Consider the following 19,423-nt stretch of genomic DNA (forward strand, 5'->3'; position numbering starts at 1 on the left):
TCCGGTCCTGCACCCGTGGGGGTGCCGGTCTCGCGGCGCGTCAGCGCAGCCAGGCCGCCCGGCGCACGAGGGGGAGGGCCGCCCAGCGACGGCCGAGGCCCCACGTGTCGCCCGCGAGCGTCGTCGCGAGGACGGCGAGGAGCAGGATCACGAGGACGTGGTCGTCGACGACCGGGTTGTTCGAACCGGCCGCGAGCGGCCACTGCGAGAGCCACAGCATCGCGAAGAGGACCGTGCCGCTCACCGCAGCGACGCGCAGGCCGATCCCGAGCAGGAGCGCGAGGCCGACGCCCAGCAGCCCGAGCATGAAGAGCCAGTCGGTGACGGGGCTCGCCATCGCGGCGAACGTGCTCGCGAGCGGGCCCTGGGCGCCGTTCTCCAGGTAGCCCTGCGTGGGCGCGCCGCCCGCGAGCCACGCGCGCTCGCGCGGGGTCGCGTACCCGAGGCCGACGAGCTTGTCGGTGAACGGCCACAGGAAGACGAGGGCCGTGCCGATCCGCGTGAGCGCGAGGGCGTGGCGGGCCGACGAGCGCGTGACGACGTCGTCCTGGGTGACGGGGTCGGTGGTGCGCGCTGCGGCTCCCGGGGTGGCGCTGGGCGGCGCGGACGTGGTGGACGTGGACATGGAGGTGCCCCCTCGGGGAGAGAAGTGGTCGGGTCGGGGCCGGCGAGGACCCACCCCGACCCGAGCGGTGTGCCGCTCCCCGTCGAGGCGTCGCGGTGGTCGTCCGGCCGTGACGTGCTCGCCCACGGTGGCAGGGGTACGGGAGGCGGTTCAACCCTTACGTCCGGATCGCGTGGACATCCCGTAGGTCCCTCGGGGCTACGTACGTAGGCCGCACGACCACGAGACGGACGCCTCGGCCGGACCGCCCCGACGAGGCGTAATGTGACCCGGCGGCCGGAGGATCGGTCGCAGCACCCCGTCGAAGGAGCTGACCCGGAATGAGCCGCCCCCTGCGCTCTCGGACGTCCACCCACGGCCGCAACATGGCCGGCGCCCGCGCCCTCTGGCGCGCGACCGGCATGGGCGCGGAGGACTTCGGCAAGCCGATCATCGCGATCGCCAACTCGTACACGCAGTTCGTCCCCGGCCACGTCCACCTCAAGGACATGGGCGACCTCGTCGCGTCCGCGATCCGCGAGGCCGGCGGCGTCTCCAAGGAGTTCAACACCATCGCCGTCGACGACGGCATCGCCATGGGCCACGGCGGCATGCTCTACTCGCTCCCGAGCCGCGACCTCATCGCCGACTCGGTCGAGTACATGGTCAACGCGCACTGCGCCGACGCCCTCGTGTGCATCTCTAACTGCGACAAGATCACGCCCGGCATGCTCAACGCCGCGCTGCGGCTCAACATCCCGGTGATCTTCGTGTCCGGCGGGCCCATGGAGGCCGGCAAGGCGGTCGTCGCCGACGGCGTCGCGAAGACCCCGCTCAACCTCGTCAACGCGATCAACTACTCGGCCGACGACGCGGTGTCCGACGCCGCGCTCGCCCAGGTCGAGGAGAACGCGTGCCCCACGTGCGGGTCGTGCTCCGGCATGTTCACCGCGAACTCGATGAACTGCCTCACCGAGGCGCTCGGCCTGTCGCTCCCCGGCAACGGCTCGACCCTCGCGACGCACGCCGCGCGCAAGGAGCTCTTCCTCGAGGCCGGCCGCACGATCGTCGGGCTCGCGAAGCGCTACTACGAGGACGAGGACGACTCCGTCGCGCCCCGCTCGATCGCGACCAAGGCCGCGTTCTCGAACGCCATGGCGCTCGACGTCGCGATGGGCGGCTCGACGAACACCGTGCTGCACATCCTCGCCGCCGCGCAGGAGGGGGGCGTCGACTTCGACCTCACCGACATCGAGCGCATCAGCCGCCAGGTTCCGTGCCTGTCCAAGGTCGCGCCGAACCACCCGAACTTCCACATGGAGGACGTGCACCGTGCCGGCGGCATCCCCGCCCTCCTGGGCGAGCTCGACCGCGCGGGCCTGCTCGACCACGACGTCACGAGCGTGCACACGCCGACGCTGCGCGAGTGGCTCGACGACTGGGACGTCCGGGGCGGCAAGGCGACCGAGCGGGCCGTCGAGCTGTTCCACGCGGCGCCCGGGGGAGTGCGCACCACGCAGGCGTTCTCGACGTCGAACCGCTGGGAGTCGCTCGACACCGACGCGGCCGAGGGCTGCATCCGCGACCTCGAGCACGCGTACACCGTCGAGGGCGGGCTCGCCGTGCTGCGCGGCAACCTCGCCGAGGACGGCGCCGTGTTCAAGACCGCCGGGGTCGACCCGGACGTCTTCCACTTCGTCGGGACGGCGCTCGTCTGCGAGTCGCAGGACGAGGCCGTCGAGAAGATCCTCACCAAGCAGGTCCAGCCCGGCCACGTCGTCGTCGTGCGCTACGAGGGGCCCGCGGGCGGCCCCGGCATGCAGGAGATGCTGTACCCGACGTCGTTCATCAAGGGCCGCGGCCTCGGCAAGGTCACCGCGCTCATCACCGACGGCCGCTTCTCCGGCGGGTCGTCGGGCATCTCCGTCGGCCACGTCTCGCCCGAGGCCGCCGCGGGCGGCGTCATCGGCCTCGTCGAGGACGGCGACGAGATCGAGATCGACGTCGACACGCGCCTCATCCGCCTCAACGTGCCGGACGACGTGCTCGCCGAGCGTCGCGCCAAGATGGAGGCGCGCGAGAACCCGTGGCAGCCGGTCGACCGCGACCGCTACGTCTCGCCCGCCCTCCAGGCCTACGCCGCCATGGCGACGTCCGCCGACCGCGGCGCCGTCCGCGACGTGTCGCTGATCAAGCGCCGCTGACCCGACGACGACGGGCCCGCACCTCCCGAGGTGCGGGCCCGTCGTCGTGCGCGGGCGCGGAGCCCCCCGCGGCGAGGGTCAGCACTCCTCCTCGGACTGCTCGGTGACGACCCACCGCGTGCCCTGCGGCACCATGACGGCGGTCCCGCAGTCGCCGCCGTCGTAGACGACGGACAGCACCGTCGCGTCGGCGCGCTCCTCGCGGACGCCGACCTCGACCTCCGGCACGTCGCCCACGGCCGCGTAGAGACCGGCGGTGGTCGTGGTCATCGACGCGCAGTCCGTGATGCCCGGCCACCCCTGTGCCGTCATCTCGGCGACCATCCGGTCGACGAGCTCCGGTGCGAGGTAGCCGCACGCGACCTCGACATCGGGCGCGCGGCTCGCGGCCAGCCACGCGCGGAACGACTCCTCGGGCGTCTCGACCTGCCCCTGGGGAGCCTCCTCGGCGCTCGCGGTCTCCGTCGCGGTCGCGGCGTCGTCGGGCGTCCCGGTCGTCGCGTCCGGTGCGGGGGCGGACGTCGCGGAGGTGGGGGAGCCGGGGCTCGTGCCCGACGGCGCGGGAGCCGCGCACGCGGCGGTCGCGGCCAGGGCGAGGACGGGCAGGACGGCTCGGACGGCTCCGGGGCGTGTGTGCACGGCCCCATGATGCCGTGCGCCTCGCACCGCGGTCGGCCCGTCTCGGGCCTGCACGGGCCGGGCGGGCCTCCGTGCCGCGGCGCGTCCCGCCGCGCCCCGCGCCGGTGCCGTTCCTAGAGTGGGGTCATGACTGGGCACACCTCGGGGTCCGACGCCGGACCCGACCTCAAGCCGCGTTCCCGCCAGGTCACCGACGGCCTGGAGGCGACGGCGTCGCGCGGCATGCTGCGCGCCGTCGGGATGGGCGACGAGGACTTCGCCAAGCCGCAGATCGGCATCGCGAGCTCGTGGAACGAGATCACGCCGTGCAACCTGTCGCTCGACCGGCTCGCGCAGGGCGCGAAGGAGGGCGTGCACGCGGGCGGCGGGTACCCGCTGCAGTTCGGGACGATCTCCGTCTCCGACGGCATCTCCATGGGCCACGAGGGGATGCACTTCTCGCTCGTGAGCCGCGACATCATCGCGGACTCGGTCGAGACGGTCGTCCAGGCGGAGCGCCTCGACGGGACGGTCCTCCTCGCCGGGTGCGACAAGTCCCTCCCGGGGATGCTCATGGCGGCAGCGCGGCTAGACCTGGCGAGCGTGTTCCTCTACGCGGGCTCGATCATGCCCGGCTGGGTCAAGCTCTCCGACGGCACGGAGAAGGACGTCACGCTCATCGACGCGTTCGAGGCGGTCGGCGCGTGCGCGCGCGGGCTCATGAGCCGCGAGGACGTGGACCGCATCGAGCGCGCCATCTGCCCCGGCGAGGGCGCGTGCGGCGGCATGTACACGGCGAACACGATGGCGTCGGTCGCGGAGGCGATGGGCATGTCGCTGCCCGGCTCGGCGGCGCCGCCGTCGGCGGACCGGCGCCGGGACGCGTTCGCGCACCGCTCGGGCGAGGCCGTCGTCAACCTGCTGCGGCTCGGCATCACAGCGCGCGACATCATGACGAAGGAGGCGTTCGAGAACGCGATCGCCGTCGTCATGGCGTTCGGCGGCTCCACCAACGCGGTGCTGCACCTGCTCGCCATCGCGCACGAGGCCGAGGTCGACCTCACGCTCGCCGACTTCGACCGCGTCGCGAGCCGCGTGCCGCACCTCGGCGACCTCAAGCCGTTCGGGCGCTACGTGATGAACGACGTCGACCGCATCGGCGGCGTGCCCGTCGTCATGAAGGCCCTGCTCGACGCCGGCCTGCTGCACGGCGACGCGCTCACCGTGACGGGCCGCACCGTCGCGGAGAACCTCGCCGAGATCGACCCGCCCGACCCGGACGGCAAGATCCTGCGTGCGCTCGACGACCCGATCCACCACACCGGGGGCATCACGATCCTGCACGGGTCGCTCGCGCCCGAGGGCGCCGTCGTGAAGTCCGCCGGGTTCGACGAGGACGTGTTCGAGGGCACCGCGCGCGTCTTCGAGCGCGAGCGCGCGGCGCTCGACGCCCTGGAGGACGGCACGATCACCGACGGGGACGTCGTCGTCATCCGGTACGAGGGGCCCAAGGGCGGCCCGGGGATGCGCGAGATGCTCGCCATCACGGGTGCGATCAAGGGCGCGGGGCTCGGCAAGACGGTCCTGCTGCTCACGGACGGCCGCTTCTCCGGCGGGACGACCGGCCTGTGCGTCGGGCACGTCGCGCCCGAGGCGGTCGACGGGGGCCCCATCGCGTTCGTGCGCGACGGCGACCCGATCCGGCTCGACGTCGCGAACAAGACGCTCGACCTGCTCGTCGACGCCGACACTCTCGCCGCGCGCCGCGACGGGTGGGCGCCGCTGCCCCCGACCTTCACGCGCGGCGTGCTGGCAAAGTACGCCAAGCTCGTCCAGTCGGCGTCGCGCGGCGCGATCCTCGAGTGACCCCGGAGCGCGCGGGCGTCGGAGGCGCGCACTAGCGTGGTGTCGCACCTCGCCGCAGCGACGCACCCCGGAGGACGGCCATGACCCAGACGGCGGACGACCGCATCACCGCGCGCCAGTTCCACGACAGCGACGGCGTCGAGGACTGGCGGTTCATCCTCAGGACGGTGCAGACGCTGTTCCGCACGGGGTCGTTCACCGCGGGGGTGGAGCTCGTCGACGCGATCGGCGAGCTCGCCGAGGCGGCGAACCACCACCCCGACGTCGACCTGCGATACGGGACGGTGACGGTCCGGCTGACCTCGCACGACGTCGGGGGCGTCAGCGCGCGCGACGTGGCCCTCGCCCGGCAGATCTCCGCGGCGGCGCGCGAGCTCGACCTCGTCGCGGACCCGACGGCGGTGCAGGACCTCGAGATCGCGATCGACACCCTCGTCGGCACGGCGGTGCAGCCGTTCTGGCGCGCGGTCCTCGGGTTCGACGAGGGCGCCCCGGAGCTGCCCGCGCCCGAGCTCCGCGACCCGAGCGGGCGCGCCCCGGCGTTCTGGTTCCAGCAGATGGACGCGCCGCGCGAGCAGCGCAACCGCATCCACGTGGACGTGACGGTCCCGCACGACGTCGCGGAGGCGCGCGTCACCGCCGCCATCGCCGCGGGCGGGCACCTCGTGTCCGACCGTCGCGCGCCCGCGTTCTGGGTCCTGGCCGACGCCGAGGGCAACGAGGCGTGCGTGTGCACCTGGCAGGCGCGCGACTGACCGGGGCCGGTGGCGTCGGGGATGAGACGAGCGCGCAGGAACCGTCCGGTCCCTGCGAGACTGGTCCCGTGAGCGCACGTCCGGAGAGATCGCCGCGCCGTCGCCGGGCCGCGTCCGCCGTCGTCCCGCTGGCCATCGTGACGGCCGCGGTCGTCGCGCTCGGCGGGTGCACTGCCGCCGGGGAGCCGGAGGTCGCTCCGGGGTCCTCCACCCCGAGCCCGACGGCCACCGAGGACGCGCTGGGCACGCGCGACGAGCCGTCGGAGGAGACGACGCCCGAGGTGGTCGACCCGCTCGCCGACCGTCCCTCCGCGCCACCCGCCCAGGCGGTGGACGCGGGAACGGTCGCCGCCGGTGCACCCGCCGCGGCGAGCGGGACGGGGAGCGCCGCCGTGACGTTCGCGCGCGACGGCGACTTCGCCGTCGTCGTGCACCTGGACTGCGGCGACTGCGCGGGGACGCGCGCGTTCATGGCACCGACGGACGTCACGCCGTACCCGGGTGCGCTCGGTGAGACGACCGGGTCGTACCTCATGGACGTCTTCGAGGACTCCGCGCCGCAGCAGTCGATCTGGCTCGAAGCGTCGGGGGAGTGGTCCCTGCGGTTCGAGAGCTGGAACGACCTGCCGCCCGTCGCAGGGCCGCAGTCGGGCACGGGACCGACCGTCCTGCGGCTCGACGGCAGCACGACGAGCGCGGAGGTGTCGTGGACGCCGGCGGGCCCCGAGGACTCGTTCCAGGGCCGATACTTCGGGGTCACGCGCGAGGCGTCGCGCATGTTCGGCGACACCGAGGCGTTCACCGAGACGTACGACCTCGCGCTTCCCGGTGTCCTCGCCGTGAAGACCGCCGGCACGTGGAGCGTGACCCCGCAGGGCTGACGCCCGGTGTACCGCTGCCGATTCCCGCCCTGCGGGTCAGGCGCGCGCGACGACCAGCTGGTCGTAGCCGGGCACGAGGACCCGGCGCTTGGCGCGGCGCGACACGACGCGCAGGGGTGCGCCGTCGTCGTACAGCGCGTGCAGGAGCGCGGCGATCTCGGCGCGGGCGAGCGCGGCGCCGAGGCACAGGTGGCGCCCCGCGCCGAACCAGAGCTGGCGCGTCTCGCGCACGTAGGGGCGGTCGGCGCGGAACGGCCCGGCCGCTGTGTTCGCCGCCCACGTGAGGATCATGACGCGCTCCCCGGCGCGCAGGGTGCGGCCCGCGACCTCGACGTCGGCCGACACGCCCCGGCCGATCACCGAGGCCGGGCTCGTCACGCGCAGACCCTCGCGCACGGCGTTCTCGACGGCGTCCGGCTCGCCGGCGGCCCGCTCGACGGGGTGGGCGCGCTCGTCGGCCAGGAGCCGGAGCAGGCGGTGCTGCTCGCCCGTGTCGATCAGGAGCGCGGTGGTGCGGGCCATGGCCGACGCCGACGTCTCGGTGCCCGCGACCATGAGCAGGCTCGCGAGCCCGGTCGTCTCCTCCAGCCCGAGGCCGAGCTCGCGGCACCGGCCGAGCAGGCGGTCGGCCGGCGCGTGCCGCCACCCGTCCGGGACGCCCTGGGTCAGCTCGGCGACGATCTCCCGCGCCGCCGCGACCTGGCCCGGCGCGAGGTACGTCGAGCCGGCGCTCCCGAGCGCGATCGACGCGAGCCGCTCGCCCGTCGCGAAGGCCGCCAGGGCGTCGTCGTCCGTCGGGGCGGCCTCCGGCGTCACGCCGGCCCCGGCGTCCGGCGCTGAGCCCGCCCCGGTGGCCGCGGGGGACGGGATGCCGAGCAGCGAGATCATCATCCGGCCGACGAGCACGCGCGCGAGCCGGCCGACGTCGACCGTCCCGCCCGCGGCGAGGGTGCGGCGCGCGTCGTCGAGCGCGAGCGACCACGCGCCGTCGACCAACGCCGCGGCGCTCGCCTCGGTGAAGAGCTCGCGCGAGCGGGTGCGCAGGTCGTGGTGGCCCGGGCCGTCGAACAGGTCGAGGACCCAGTCGCCGAGGATCTGGGCCCAGAGGTGCCCGACCCCGCCCTCGCCGACGATCGTGAAGTGCCGGTGGTCGGTGAGGATGCGGCGACCCACGGTCGGGTCGGACGTCACCCACCCGAGGCCCGGCACCCGGCGCAGCCCACCGCCCGGACGCCGCCCGGTGAGCGCGCCGCCCACGAGGAGCACGCCGGCCATCGCGGGGCGCGCGGCGGTGAGGACCTGCAGCTCCTGCCGGGTCGTGGGCAGGGCGCGACGGCGCTCGCGGGTGGGCACGGGTCCGGTCGTGGTCGCAGTCACGGGGTCAGTGTGGCGCACGGGCAGGGCCACGGGGCGGCCGCGCCGCCGTCCGGGGATGGGCACTTCACCCCATCGGAACCTGTGGACGACCGCCGTCCGAGGGGGTCTGCTTGGCTACTGTGTCGCGCGTGCCAGAGAACCCACCCCGCCCGGTAGCCCCCGGGTCCGCACCCGTGCGTCCCGCGGCGGTGATCGCCGCCGTCGGGGTCCACCTGCCCGAGCGCGTGGTCGACGTGCGCGAGGCGGAGCGCGCGCTCGCGGAGCGCAACCCGGGCGCGGCGCCGCGCGTGCCGATGGTCTCGCGCCTCACGGGCGTGCGGCAGGTCCACGTGCTCCCCGACGACTGGGACGCCTCCGACCTCGCCGTCGCGGCCGCGGAGAAGCTGCTGGCGACCCAGGGCCTCGCCCCCGACGACGTCGACCTGCTGCTCTTCGCGTCGGCGAGCCAGGACATGGTCGAGCCCGCGACGAGCCACATCGTCGCCGCGAAGCTCGGGGTCCGGGCGCCCGTCATGGACGTCAAGAACGCGTGCAACTCCGTGCTCAACGCCATCGAGGTCGCCGAGGCGCTCGTCGCGACGGGCCGGTACGGCACCGTGCTCGTCGCGTGCGGGGAGGCGCCGTCGCGCGCCGTGCGCTGGGACGTCCCCGACCGCGCGACCTACCTGCTCTCCGCCCCGGGCTACACCATGTCCGACGCCGGGGCCGCCGTCCTCGTGCGCCGCGCCACCGCGGCGGAGGCCGACGCGCGCGACGGCTCCGGCGCCCCCGCGCCCCGCGGCATCCTCGCGAGCGCGTTCGGCGCCGAGTCGACGCACTGGGACGTCGGCATGCTCCCCGGGGGCGGCACCGCGCACCCGCGCGACCTCGAGCGCACCTACTTCGAGATCGACGGGTCCCGGCTGCGGGACGCGTTCCTCGCGCTCGGGCCGGGGGTCGTCCTCGACGCGCTCGGCCGTGCGGGGCTCACGTGGGACGACGTCGCGCTCGTCGCCGTGCACCAGGTCGCCGTCGCCTACCTCGACGACGTGCACGCCGCGCTCGGTCTGCCGACCGGCCGCACGCTCGTCACCGTCGCCGACCACGGCAACGTCGCCTCCGCGACGCTCCCGCTCCAGCTCGCGACAGCGCTCGAGACGGGTCGGGTCGGGCCGGGCGACGTCGTCGTGCTCGTCGGCCTCGCGGGCGGCATCAGCATCGGCGCGACGGTGGTGCGGCTGTGAGCACCCGGCGGTTCACGCGAGGAGTGGCGAGCACGCAGCGGCTCGCCGTCGTGGTGCCCGCGCGCGACGAGGCGCACGGGATCGTCGCGACGCTGGAGGCGCTGCGCGACCAGCAGGACACGGACTTCGACCTCGTCGTCGTGGACAACGGGTCGTCGGACGGCACGGGCGACCTGGTGCGCGCGACCGCGGCGGCGTGGGGCATGACGCGGTGGCGCGTCGTCGACGAGCCGCAGAAGGGCACGGGCGCGGCGGCCGACACGGGGATGCGGGCGGCGATCGCGCAGGGCGCGACGCACCTCGCGCGCACCGACGCCGACTGCCTGCCGCTGCCCGACTGGACCCGACGCGTGCGCGCCGCGTTCGCGAGCGGGCACGATCTCGTCGCGGGACGGCTCGTGCCGCGCACCGACGACCGCCCGGTCTCGCGCGTCCAGCAGGGCGTGCTCTCCGCGGCGGTGAGCGTCGCGAGCACGTTCGGGCGCTTCCGCCCCGGCAACCAGGACCCGTCCTACCTCGGCCCCTACGTCATGGCGCCGGGCTGCAACATGGCGATCACGGCGGCGCTTTACGAGGCGGCGGGCGGGTTCCCGCGCACCGCGATCGAGGACGTCCACGAGGACCGGGCGCTCGTCAACGCGGTGCGCCGCCGCACGCGGCGGTACGGCGCGCACCGTGACGTCGTCGTGCGGGCCTCGACGCGCCGGGCGCACGCGTGGGGCCTCGTCCGCACGCTCGGCTGGTACGCCGACCACCGCTACCGGCCCGAGCTCGTGGACATCCGGTGACCGGCACGGCGCTCGCGCCCGCACCCGCCGGGCTCGCCGCGGCGATGCGCTGGGAGGAGCGGGTGCAGCGCGGGGCGCACCCGCTCGTCTACCCGGCGATCCGGGCCCTGCGGCACCGCGGCCCGGTCGTGCGCGTCCCCGGGATCGGGGTGGTCGTGTCCGACGCCGCGACGGCGCGCGCCGTGCTGCTCGACACCGAGCACTTCTCCAAGGTGGGCCCGGGGTCGCCGTCGGACCTGTGGACGCCCGTGCTCGGCCCGTCCGTGCTCCTCAACATGGAGGGCGCCGACCACGCGCGCCTGCGCCGGGCGCTGTCGGGTCTCTTTACACCCCGTGCGGTGCGCGACCTCGTCGCGGTGAGCGTGCCCGACGTCCTCGCGGGCCTCGCCCCGCGGCTGCTCGCGGGGGAGCGCGTCGACCTCGTGGCGGAGACGGCGACCATGGCCGGCACGGTCGTCTGCGCGATGACCGGGCTGCCCCCGACGGACTCCGCCGTCCGCGAGGCGATGACCGCCGCACAGTCCGTGGTCGGCCTCGTGCGCCTGCACCGGCGCAGCCTCACGCCCAGCCAGGTGCGGCACGCGCGCGCCGTCCTCGCGCGGCTGTCCGCACCGGCTCGTGACGCGTACCGCGCGGGGGACCCCGCGACCGTCCCCGGGCGCATGCGCGAGCTCGGGCTCTCGGAGGACGAGGCGCTCGGCGCCGTCGGCGCGTTCGTCCTCACGGGCACCGAGACCATCCAGTCGTTCGTGCCGCGCCTCGTGGCACTCACCGCGGACACCGGCTGGCTCGACCGGCTCCTCGCGGCCGACCCCGGCGCCGGGCCGGAGGCCGCGGTGCTGCGCGGCCGCGTCGTCGAGGAGGCGCTGCGCGTCACGGCCCCCACGCCCGCCATGCTCCGCTCCGTGCGTGCCGCCACGACCGTGGGCGACGTCCGCGTCCGCGCGGGCGACCGGGTCGTGATCGCGACGATCTCCTGCTGCAAGGACGCGGGCCCCTTCGACCCGGACGCCCCCGTCGACCCGGCGGTGCGACACCTGTGGTTCGGCGCCGGCCCGCACTTCTGTCTCGGCATGCCGCTCGCGACGGCCCAGGTCGACGCCGTCCTGGACGCCCTGCGCCCGGTCGCCGCGGCGGGTCGGAGCCTTCAGGTCACCGACCGAGCCGTCGCCCGCGGCGTGCTCATCCCGGCGTACCGCTCGCTCGTCGTGCGGGCGGTCGGCGGCGAGGTGCGCGCACCGGGCCCGGTCGCCGGATCGGCCGCGTCGTCGGCCGGGGAGGCGGCATGACCGCGCCCGACGACGTGGCCCGCCACCTGCTCGCCCCGATCCTCGCCCGCGGGGCCGCCGGGCACGCGTCCGCCGACGCGGTCGCGCTCCGGCGCTGGACGCGGCCGGGCCGCCGCGGTGCGCGCGTGCGCGAGGAGGCCTCGTACGCCGACCTCGCGCGGCGCGTCGAGGCGACCGCGACGACGCTCGCGGCCGACGGCCTCGCGCCGGGCGACCGCGCCCTGTTCTCGGTGCGGCCCCGGCCGGAGGGCGTCGTGCTCGCGTTCGGGGTGGTCCGGGCGGGCGGGACCGTCGTCTTCGTCGACCCCGGCTCGACGCCCGAGCTCTTCGCGGCACGCGTGAGCGCAGCCGGGCCGTCGCTCGCGACGACCGAGTCGCTCCTCTACGCCGCCTCGCGCGGGCCGCTGCGCCGTCTGGCGCGGTCACGGGGCCTGCTCCTGCCCGACTACGCGAGCCTCCCGCTGCGGCACGTGCACGCCGGCCCGTGGCTCCCCGGGGTGCCGCGCGGCTCGCGCGCCGCCCGCCGCCTCGCCGCGAGCCCGGTCGACCGCGCGGCGCTGCCGCCGCTCGACCCGGACCGTGAGGCGCTCACCGTCTTCACGTCCGGCACGACGGCGCAGCCGAAGGCCGTCGTGCACACGGCCGGGTCGCTGCTCGCCGGGTGCGACCTGCTGCGCGACGTGTTCGCGCTCGCGCCGGGCGACGTCGTGCACACCGACCAGATGCTGCTCGGCGTCCCGGCGCTGCTCGCGGGTGCCACGTGGTCCGTGCCGGCCGACCCGCCGAGCCGCGACATCACGACCTTCGCGCGCCAGCTCGACGGCGCCGCGGGCACGTACCTCGTGCCCGCGGACGTCACGGCGCTGCTCGACGTGATCGAGGCCGGGGCGGTCCCGGCACGCGGGCCGCGTGTCGCGCTCGTCGGCGGTGCGCCCGTGACCCGCGCGCTCCTCGAGCGCGCGACGCGCGTGCTGCCCGGCACGCGGTGGGTCGCGGTGTACGGGATGACGGAGATCCTGCCGGTCGCGGTGGTCGAGGCCCGCGAGAAGCTCGCGCACGCGGGCGACGGCGACCTCGTCGGCGCGCCGCTGCCCGGCACGGTCGCGCGGCTCGACCCGGTCGAGGACGAGGAACCCGAGGGCGGCCGGGACGCCGTCGGCGAGCCCGGCCGCGACGACGTCGGAGAGCTCGTGCTGTCCGGGCCGTCCCTCATGGCGGGCTACCTGCACGACCTCGACGCCCCCGCCCGCGGCGCGGGCGCACGGGCCGCGGAGCACCGCACCGGCGACCTCGCGCGCCGCGACGACGCGGGGCGGCTCGTCCTCGTCGGCCGCACGCGGGACATGATCATCCGGGGCACGACGAACATCTACCCCGGCCTCTACGAGCCGCGCGTCGCGGCGCTCGACGGCGTCGGCGAGGCGCTGCTCGTGGGGGTTCCCCAGGTGGACGGCGACGAGCGGGTCGCGCTCGTCGTCACCTCGGCGTCGGGAGACTCTCAGCCGGACACGGCCACCAGGCCCGATCCTCGGCCCGACGCCGGTACGGCGGTGCGCCTCGACCCGCACCACCCGCTCGTGGACCGGGTGCGCACCGCGCTGCCGGGCGTGCTCGACCACGACGCGCTGCCCGACGTCGTGCTGCTCGCCGACCGCATCCCGCTCGCCGGTCGCTCGCGCAAGCCCGACCGCGCCGCGCTCTCGCGCGCCGCCGCGCCGCTGGTGCCCGCCGCACCGCTGGAGACCGCCGCGCCGAGCGTGCCCGCCGCGCCGCTGGTGCCCGCTGAGTCGGCCGCCGTCGGCCGAGACACGCCCGGCGCCCGCGCGTGAGGGTCGTCGTCACCGGGGCGTCGGGGTTCGTCGGGGGAGCGGTCGCGCGCGGGCTGGTCGCCGACGGCCACGAGGTCTGGACGTCCTCCCGCCGCGACCCGGCGGTCGACGGCGCCCGGCACCTCGCCTGGGACCTCACCACCGGTCCGCTCGCCGACCCGCCCCCGGTGGACGCCGTCGTGCACGCGGGCGCCGCCGTGTCCGACTGGTGCGCGCTCGACGTCGCGCGCGCCACGAACGTCGCCGGGACGCTCGCGGTCCGCGACACGTTCCCCGGCGCGCGGTTCGTGCACGTCTCGTCCGGCAGCGTGTACGACCCGTATCGCCCGAGCGTCCGCGCCCGCGAGGACGAGGCGCCGGTCGCCCGGTACCTCGACGCCTACGGCACGACGAAGGCGTTGGCCGAGCGCGCCCTGGCCCGCGACGTCGCGCGCCACCCCGACCGCGGCGCTGTCGTCGTCCTGCGCCCGCACGCCGTCTACGGGCCGGGCGACTCGACGCTCCTGCCGCGCGTCGAGGCCGCCGTGCGGCGCGGGCGCCTCGTCCTGCCTGGCGGCGGGCGCGTCCTCCAGTCCCTGACGCACGTGGACACGCTGCTCGCCGCGGCGCGCGCCGCCGTCGTGCTGCCCGACGCCGCGGCCCGCGCGCCCGGCACGGGGGACGGCGCGGCCGGAGGCCCGCTCGTCGTGAACGTCGCCGACGCCGAGCCGGTGGTCCTGCGCGACGCGCTCGCCGACGCGCTGCGCCGCCGGGGTACCGCCGTGAGGGTCGTCGCCGTCCCGGTGCGCCCCGCCTGGGCGCTCGCGGGCGTGGTCGAGACGGTCGCCCGGCGGCTGCGCCGCCCTGAGCCGCCGCGCCTCACGCGGTACGCGCTGAGCCACCTCGCGATGGAACGCACCTACGACCTCACGGTCCTGCGCGACGTACTGGGCGTCGACCCGCCCCCGACGTCGTTCGCCGGGGCGCACGCGTGGTGAGCGCCGCACCGGTGCTCGCCTCGTCCTTCGACCCGGTCGTGGGGGACGTCCGCCCGGCGTGCCGGACGCGCGCCCCACGGCGCGGTCGGGCAGGGTGAGGGACGAGACCTGGAGCAGAGAGGATCGACGATGTCGCAGCACGCCCGGACCGAGGCCGAGGACGCACGCCGCGGGGGGTGGCCCGGCGCCGAGACACCGGCGGAGGCTCCCTGGTGGACGCGCTCGGTCGTCTACCAGGTGTACCCGCGCTCGTTCCAGGACACCGACGGCGACGGCATCGGGGACCTCCCAGGGATCACGCGACGCCTCGACCACCTGGAGCGGCTGGGCGTCGACGTCGTGTGGCTGTCCCCGGTGTACCGGTCGCCGCAGGCGGACAACGGCTACGACATCAGCGACTACGAGGACGTCGACCCGCTGTTCGGGTCGCTCGCGGACCTCGACGCCCTGATCGAAGGGCTGCACGCGCGCGGGATGAAGCTCGTCATGGACCTCGTCGTCAACCACACGAGCGACGAGCACCCGTGGTTCGTCGAGTCGCGCTCGTCCGCGCAGAGCCCGCGGCGCGACTGGTACTGGTGGCGCCCCGCCCGCGAGGGCATGGAGCCCGGCGCCCCGGGCGCCGAGCCGACGAACTGGCGCTCGTTCTTCGGGGGCAGCGCGTGGCGGTTCGACGAGGCCTCGGGCGAGTACTACCTGCACCTGTTCGACCCCAAGCAGCCGGACCTCAACTGGGAGAACCCCGACGTCCGCGAGGCGGTCTACTCGATGATGCGGCGGTGGCTCGACCGCGGCGTCGACGGCTTCCGCATGGACGTCATCAACCTCATCTCCAAGGACGTCGCGCCCGACGGCTCGCTGCCCGACGGCGAGGTGCACTGGGGCACGTACGGGGACGGGAGCCCGCACTACACGGACGGGCCGCGCGTGCACGAGTTCCTCGCCGAGATGCACCGCGAGGTGTTCGCGCCGTACCTCGCCCAGGGCCGGGAGATCCTCACGGTGGGGGAGACGCCGGGCGTGACGGTCGAGCACGGCGTGCGGTACACCGACCCGGACCGTCGCGAGGTCGACATGGTGTTCCAGTTCGAGCACATGGGCATCGACCACGGGGCGACCCGGTACGACCCGGTCCGGTGGGACCTCGCCGATCTCAAGGCGACCCTCGGCCGCTGGCAGGCGGGCCTCGCCCACCGGGGCTGGAACGCCCTCTACTGGGACAACCACGACCAGCCGCGCGTCGTCTCGCGGTTCGGCGACGACTCCCCGGAGCACCGCGTCGCCTCGGCGAAGGCGCTCGCCCTCCTGCTGCACCTGCACCGCGGCACGCCGTACGTCTACCAGGGCGAGGAGCTCGCCATGACGAACGCGCCGTTCACGCGGATCGAGCAGTACCAGGACGTCGAGTCGCTCGGGTACTTCCGCGAGCTCACCGGTCGCACGGGCGCCCCGCGCCTGCGGACCGACGGCGAGATGCTCGCCGTGCTCGCGCACGCGAGCCGCGACCACGCCCGCACGCCCGTGCAGTGGGACGCGAGCGCGAACGCGGGCTTCACGACGGGGACGCCGTGGCTCGAGGTCAACCCCAACCACACGACGATCAACGCGGAGGCCGCCTGGGCCGACGAGGACTCCGTGCTGCACTTCTACCGGCGGCTCGTCGCGCTGCGCCGGGAGGAGCCGGTCGTCGCGCTCGGCGACTTCCGCATGCTGCTGCCCGACCACGAGGCGGTCTACGCGTTCACGCGCGCCCTCGACGCGCCCGGGCCCGACGGCACGACCGTCCGGGACGAGCTCCTCGTGCTCGTCAACGTCGGTGGCGTCCCGCAGGACGTCCCGCCCGGGACGCTCACGGGCTGGGACGACGCGTCGGTCCTCGTGACCACGCACCCCGGGCGGGCCGACGACGGCACCCGGCCGGGCGCCGTCGGGCACCTGGAGCCGTGGGAGGGACGGGTGCTCCGGCGCACCGGGCCGCGCCCCGCACGTCCCAGTGCGTGAGACGGCCGCCTCGACACGTGACATCACCGGGACATGGGCGTACAGTCCCAGACGTGCAGACGATCCTCCTTGTAGTACTTCCTGAGCGCGCCGGCTGAGGCCACGCCACCAGGCTTCGTCAGCGCGCTCACCCCTCGTCCAGCCCGGCATCCCGGGTTCGAGGGGTTTTTTGTTGCCACCACAACGCCATCAGCACGGCAGACAGACCGCGGCAGGCCTACCCGGCCACCGCGAGCGCCGCACCCGCGAGACCCGCGAGGACCGGCACCCGCACACCGCGACCAGCACGACCGCACCACCACGGTCGGCTCCGGCTCCCGGCGGAGCGCCCCACGGGGCGCCCGCCGGGCCGAGGCCACGACACGCAGGAGACACCATGGCCCAGGGTCCCACCCCGGCACCTCCGCGACAGGGCGCCCCGGCGCCCGCCGCGGCGCCGAAGCCCGCCCCGACACCCGCGTCGGTCGCCCCGCGCGGCGACGTCCGGCGCGCAGCCACGGCTCGCCCGGCCGGCGCCTCGAACGGCGCCCCGACGGGCGAGGAGATGACGGGCGCGCAGTCGATCGTCCGCTCGCTCGAGGAGGCCGGTGCCGAGGTCGTCTTCGGCATCCCGGGTGGTGCGATCCTCCCGACGTACGACCCGCTCATGGACTCCCAGCGCCTGCGCCACATCCTCGTGCGCCACGAGCAGGGCGGCGGCCACGCGGCGCAGGGCTACGCCCACGCGACCGGCCGCGTCGGTGTCACGATGGCGACGTCGGGCCCGGGCGCGACGAACCTCGTGACCCCGATCGCCGACGCGAACATGGACTCGATCCCGCTCGTCGCGATCACGGGCCAGGTCGCCGAGTCGATGATCGGCACCGACGGCTTCCAGGAGGCGGACATCGTCGGCATCACGATGCCGATCACCAAGCACTCCTATCTGGTCACAGACCCGGACGACATCCCGCGCACCATCGCCGAGGCGTTCCACATCGCCTCGACCGGCCGCCCGGGCCCGGTGCTCGTCGACATCGCGAAGTCGGCGATGCAGTCCCGCACCACGTTCTCCTGGCCGCAGGACGTGCAGCTGCCCGGCTACCACCCGGTGACGAAGCCGCACAGCAAGCAGATCAAGGAGGCCGCGCGCCTGCTCGCGACGGCCCGCCGCCCGGTCCTGTACGTGGGCGGCGGCGTGATCCGCGCGAACGCGTCGGCCGAGCTGCGCCGCCTCGTCGACCTGTCGGGCGCGCCCGTCGTGACGACGCTCATGGCGCGCGGCGCGGTGCCCGACACGCACCCCCAGAACCTCGGCATGCCCGGCATGCACGGCACCGTGCCGGCCGTGGCGGCGCTGCAGAAGGCCGATCTCGTCGTGTCGCTCGGCGCCCGCTTCGACGACCGCGTCACCGGCGCGCTGTCGAGCTTCGCCCCGCACGCGCAGGTGGTGCACGCCGACATCGACCCCGCGGAGATCGGCAAGAACCGCGACGTGGACGTGCCGATCGTCGGCGACCTCAAGGAGGTCATCACCGACCTGCTGCCCGAGCTCGAGCGTGAGCACGAGGCCAAGGGCAAGCCGGACGTCGAGGCCTGGTGGCGCCAGATCGACGACTGGCGCGAGACGTACCCGCTCGGCTACACGGAGCCCGACGACGGCCACCTCGCCCCGCAGCACGTCATCTCCCGCCTGGGCGAGATCTCGGGCCCCGAGTCGATCTACGTCGCAGGCGTGGGGCAGCACCAGATGTGGGCGGCCCAGTTCATCCGCTACGAGCACCCGCGGACGTGGCTCAACTCCGGCGGCCTCGGCACCATGGGCTTCTCGATCCCGGCGGCCATGGGTGCGAAGGTCGGCCGCCCCGACGCCACGGTGTGGGCGATCGACGGCGACGGCTGCTTCCAGATGACCAACCAGGAGCTCGCCACCTGCACGATCAACGAGATCCCCATCAAGGTCGCGCTGATCAACAACAGCTCGCTCGGCATGGTGCGCCAGTGGCAGACGCTGTTCTACGACCAGCGCTACTCGAACACGGACCTGCACACCGGCCACGGCACGGCGCGGGTGCCCGACTTCGTCAAGCTGGCCGACGCCTACGGGTGCGAGGGCATCCGCGTCGAGTCGATGGGCGAGGTGGACGCCGCGATCAAGCGCGCGATGGAGATCGACGACCGCCCGGTCGTCATCGACTTCAACGTCTCGCGCGACGCGATGGTGTGGCCGATGGTCGCCGCCGGTGTGAGCAACGACGACATCCAGTACGCGCGGGGCATCTCGCCCGCCTGGGACCGGGAGGACTGAGCGGAATGCAGCGGAGGTTGAGGGCCGCAGCGAAGCAAGGCACTCGGCTGCAGCGCAATGCAGCCCCGATCCGACCCCTGTCCCTGGAGGACTGACCGATGTCCCGCCACACCCTCTCCGTGCTCGTCGAGAACAAGCCCGGCGTGCTGACGCGCGTCGCGGGCCTGTTCGCCCGCCGCGCCTTCAACATCCACTCCCTCGCCGTCGGCCCCACCGAGCACGAGGAGATCTCGCGCATCACCGTGGTCGTCGACGTGGAGGAGCGCCCGCTCGAGCAGGTGACGAAGCAGCTCAACAAGCTGGTCAACGTCATCAAGATCGTCGAGCTCGACTCGTCCGCGTCGGTCCAGCGCGAGCTCCTGCTCGTCAAGGTGCGTGCCGACGGCACCCACCGCACCGGCGTGCTCGAGGTCGTCAACCTGTTCCGCGCGAAGGTGGTCGACGTCGTGCCCGACGCCGTGACCATCGAGGCGACGGGCACGGGGGAGAAGCTCGACGCGCTGCTCGGGGCCCTCGAGCCCTACGGCGTGCGCGAGATCGTGAAGTCGGGGACCGTCGCCGTCGGGCGCGGGTCCCGCTCCATCACGGACCGCGCGCTGGAACGCGTCGTCCGCTCCGCCTGACCATCGCCTACCCTCGCACCGAGACCCCCGTGGGCGTCGGCGCGCACCGGTCGCCGTTCCGCGCGACACCGCAACAGACCCCTGAACCGCAACGAAGAACC

Annotated in this window: 15 protein-coding genes; 12 read left to right on the forward strand and 3 right to left on the reverse strand. The window is 75.0% G+C overall.

Features of this window, described 5'->3' with window-relative positions; genetic code table 11:
* Nucleotides 1-40: 40 nt before the first annotated feature.
* Nucleotides 41-625 carry a DoxX family protein gene (locus E1O70_RS10835; protein ID WP_061268753.1) on the reverse strand — a complete coding sequence of 195 codons (585 nt, stop codon included), beginning with the start codon at nucleotides 623-625 and terminating at the stop codon, nucleotides 41-43.
* 320 nt (nucleotides 626-945) lie between these two features.
* Between E1O70_RS10835 and ilvD (E1O70_RS10840) the strand changes: the two genes are divergently transcribed.
* Nucleotides 946-2,808 (forward strand): dihydroxy-acid dehydratase, encoded by a 1,863-nt coding sequence (gene ilvD / locus E1O70_RS10840; RefSeq protein WP_021482360.1) that lies wholly within the window; start codon nucleotides 946-948, stop codon nucleotides 2,806-2,808.
* Between the two features lie 78 nt (nucleotides 2,809-2,886).
* Here the strand turns inward: ilvD (E1O70_RS10840) and E1O70_RS10845 are convergent, their stop codons facing one another.
* Nucleotides 2,887-3,447, reverse strand: coding sequence for a hypothetical protein (locus tag E1O70_RS10845; protein WP_051028306.1), 561 nt, complete (start codon nucleotides 3,445-3,447; stop codon nucleotides 2,887-2,889).
* Between the two features lie 126 nt (nucleotides 3,448-3,573).
* On the opposite strand from E1O70_RS10845, the gene ilvD (E1O70_RS10850) reads away from it, so the two are divergent.
* From ilvD (E1O70_RS10850) to E1O70_RS10860, 3 genes are all read left to right on the forward strand, one after another.
* The gene (gene ilvD, locus E1O70_RS10850; RefSeq protein ID WP_021482630.1) at nucleotides 3,574-5,292 is read left to right on the forward strand and encodes a dihydroxy-acid dehydratase; all 1,719 of its coding nucleotides are present in this window, start codon (nucleotides 3,574-3,576) and stop codon (nucleotides 5,290-5,292) included.
* 80 nt (nucleotides 5,293-5,372) lie between these two features.
* Complete coding sequence (locus tag E1O70_RS10855) at nucleotides 5,373-6,047, forward strand: 4a-hydroxytetrahydrobiopterin dehydratase (protein WP_021482629.1); 675 nt, start codon at nucleotides 5,373-5,375, stop codon at nucleotides 6,045-6,047.
* A 68-nt stretch (nucleotides 6,048-6,115) separates the two neighbouring features.
* On the forward strand, nucleotides 6,116-6,928 hold the full coding sequence (locus tag E1O70_RS10860; RefSeq protein ID WP_061268752.1) for a hypothetical protein: 813 nt from the start codon (nucleotides 6,116-6,118) through the stop codon (nucleotides 6,926-6,928).
* Between the two features lie 36 nt (nucleotides 6,929-6,964).
* Here E1O70_RS10860 and E1O70_RS10865 read toward each other — a convergent pair whose 3' ends face one another.
* Nucleotides 6,965-8,305 carry a cytochrome P450 gene (locus E1O70_RS10865; RefSeq protein ID WP_240696670.1) on the reverse strand — a complete coding sequence of 447 codons (1,341 nt, stop codon included), beginning with the start codon at nucleotides 8,303-8,305 and terminating at the stop codon, nucleotides 6,965-6,967.
* A 128-nt stretch (nucleotides 8,306-8,433) separates the two neighbouring features.
* On the opposite strand from E1O70_RS10865, the gene E1O70_RS10870 reads away from it, so the two are divergent.
* The 8 genes from E1O70_RS10870 (at nucleotide 8,434) to ilvN (ending at nucleotide 19,322) form a co-directional block, all read left to right on the forward strand.
* Nucleotides 8,434-9,528 (forward strand): 3-oxoacyl-ACP synthase III family protein, encoded by a 1,095-nt coding sequence (locus E1O70_RS10870; protein ID WP_240696671.1) that lies wholly within the window; start codon nucleotides 8,434-8,436, stop codon nucleotides 9,526-9,528.
* A gap of 23 nt (nucleotides 9,529-9,551) precedes the next feature.
* Nucleotides 9,552-10,316: a glycosyltransferase family 2 protein gene (locus tag E1O70_RS10875; RefSeq protein WP_061268750.1), complete on the forward strand. Its 765-nt coding sequence runs from the start codon at nucleotides 9,552-9,554 to the stop codon at nucleotides 10,314-10,316.
* Entirely contained in the window at nucleotides 10,313-11,605 is a 1,293-nt protein-coding gene (locus E1O70_RS10880; protein WP_240696672.1) for a cytochrome P450, read from the forward strand. Before E1O70_RS10875 ends, E1O70_RS10880 begins: the two co-directional genes overlap by 4 nt.
* Nucleotides 11,602-13,434 (forward strand): class I adenylate-forming enzyme family protein, encoded by a 1,833-nt coding sequence (locus E1O70_RS10885; protein ID WP_061268749.1) that lies wholly within the window; start codon nucleotides 11,602-11,604, stop codon nucleotides 13,432-13,434. The genes E1O70_RS10880 and E1O70_RS10885 overlap by 4 nt, the downstream gene beginning before the upstream one ends.
* On the forward strand, nucleotides 13,431-14,411 hold the full coding sequence (locus E1O70_RS10890; RefSeq protein ID WP_061268748.1) for an NAD-dependent epimerase/dehydratase family protein: 981 nt from the start codon (nucleotides 13,431-13,433) through the stop codon (nucleotides 14,409-14,411). Before E1O70_RS10885 ends, E1O70_RS10890 begins: the two co-directional genes overlap by 4 nt.
* A 129-nt stretch (nucleotides 14,412-14,540) precedes the next feature.
* Complete coding sequence (locus tag E1O70_RS10895) at nucleotides 14,541-16,412, forward strand: alpha-glucosidase (protein WP_061268747.1); 1,872 nt, start codon at nucleotides 14,541-14,543, stop codon at nucleotides 16,410-16,412.
* Between the two features lie 376 nt (nucleotides 16,413-16,788).
* Entirely contained in the window at nucleotides 16,789-18,699 is a 1,911-nt protein-coding gene (locus E1O70_RS10900; protein ID WP_061268746.1) for an acetolactate synthase large subunit, read from the forward strand.
* Nucleotides 18,700-18,797: 98 nt separating this feature from the next.
* On the forward strand, nucleotides 18,798-19,322 hold the full coding sequence (ilvN, locus tag E1O70_RS10905) for an acetolactate synthase small subunit (protein ID WP_061268745.1): 525 nt from the start codon (nucleotides 18,798-18,800) through the stop codon (nucleotides 19,320-19,322).
* Nucleotides 19,323-19,423: the final 101 nt, after the last annotated feature.

It is taken from the genome of Cellulosimicrobium funkei (genome assembly GCF_004519295.1).
Lineage (GTDB): Bacteria > Actinomycetota > Actinomycetes > Actinomycetales > Cellulomonadaceae > Cellulosimicrobium > Cellulosimicrobium funkei.

Bases quoted from the DNA above. Each gene is read 5' to 3' on its own strand.
- ilvD (WP_021482630.1), top strand. From the start codon at position 3,574: ATGACTGGGCACACCTCGGGGTCCGACGCCGGACCCGACCTCAAGCCG.
- E1O70_RS10855 (WP_021482629.1), top strand. From the start codon at position 5,373: ATGACCCAGACGGCGGACGACCGCATCACCGCGCGCCAGTTCCACGAC.
- E1O70_RS10885 (WP_061268749.1), top strand. From the start codon at position 11,602: ATGACCGCGCCCGACGACGTGGCCCGCCACCTGCTCGCCCCGATCCTC.
- ilvD (WP_021482360.1), top strand. From the start codon at position 946: ATGAGCCGCCCCCTGCGCTCTCGGACGTCCACCCACGGCCGCAACATG.
- E1O70_RS10895 (WP_061268747.1), top strand. From the start codon at position 14,541: ATGTCGCAGCACGCCCGGACCGAGGCCGAGGACGCACGCCGCGGGGGG.
- ilvN (WP_061268745.1), top strand. From the start codon at position 18,798: ATGTCCCGCCACACCCTCTCCGTGCTCGTCGAGAACAAGCCCGGCGTG.
- E1O70_RS10835 (WP_061268753.1), bottom strand. From the start codon at position 625: ATGTCCACGTCCACCACGTCCGCGCCGCCCAGCGCCACCCCGGGAGCC.
- E1O70_RS10900 (WP_061268746.1), top strand. From the start codon at position 16,789: ATGGCCCAGGGTCCCACCCCGGCACCTCCGCGACAGGGCGCCCCGGCG.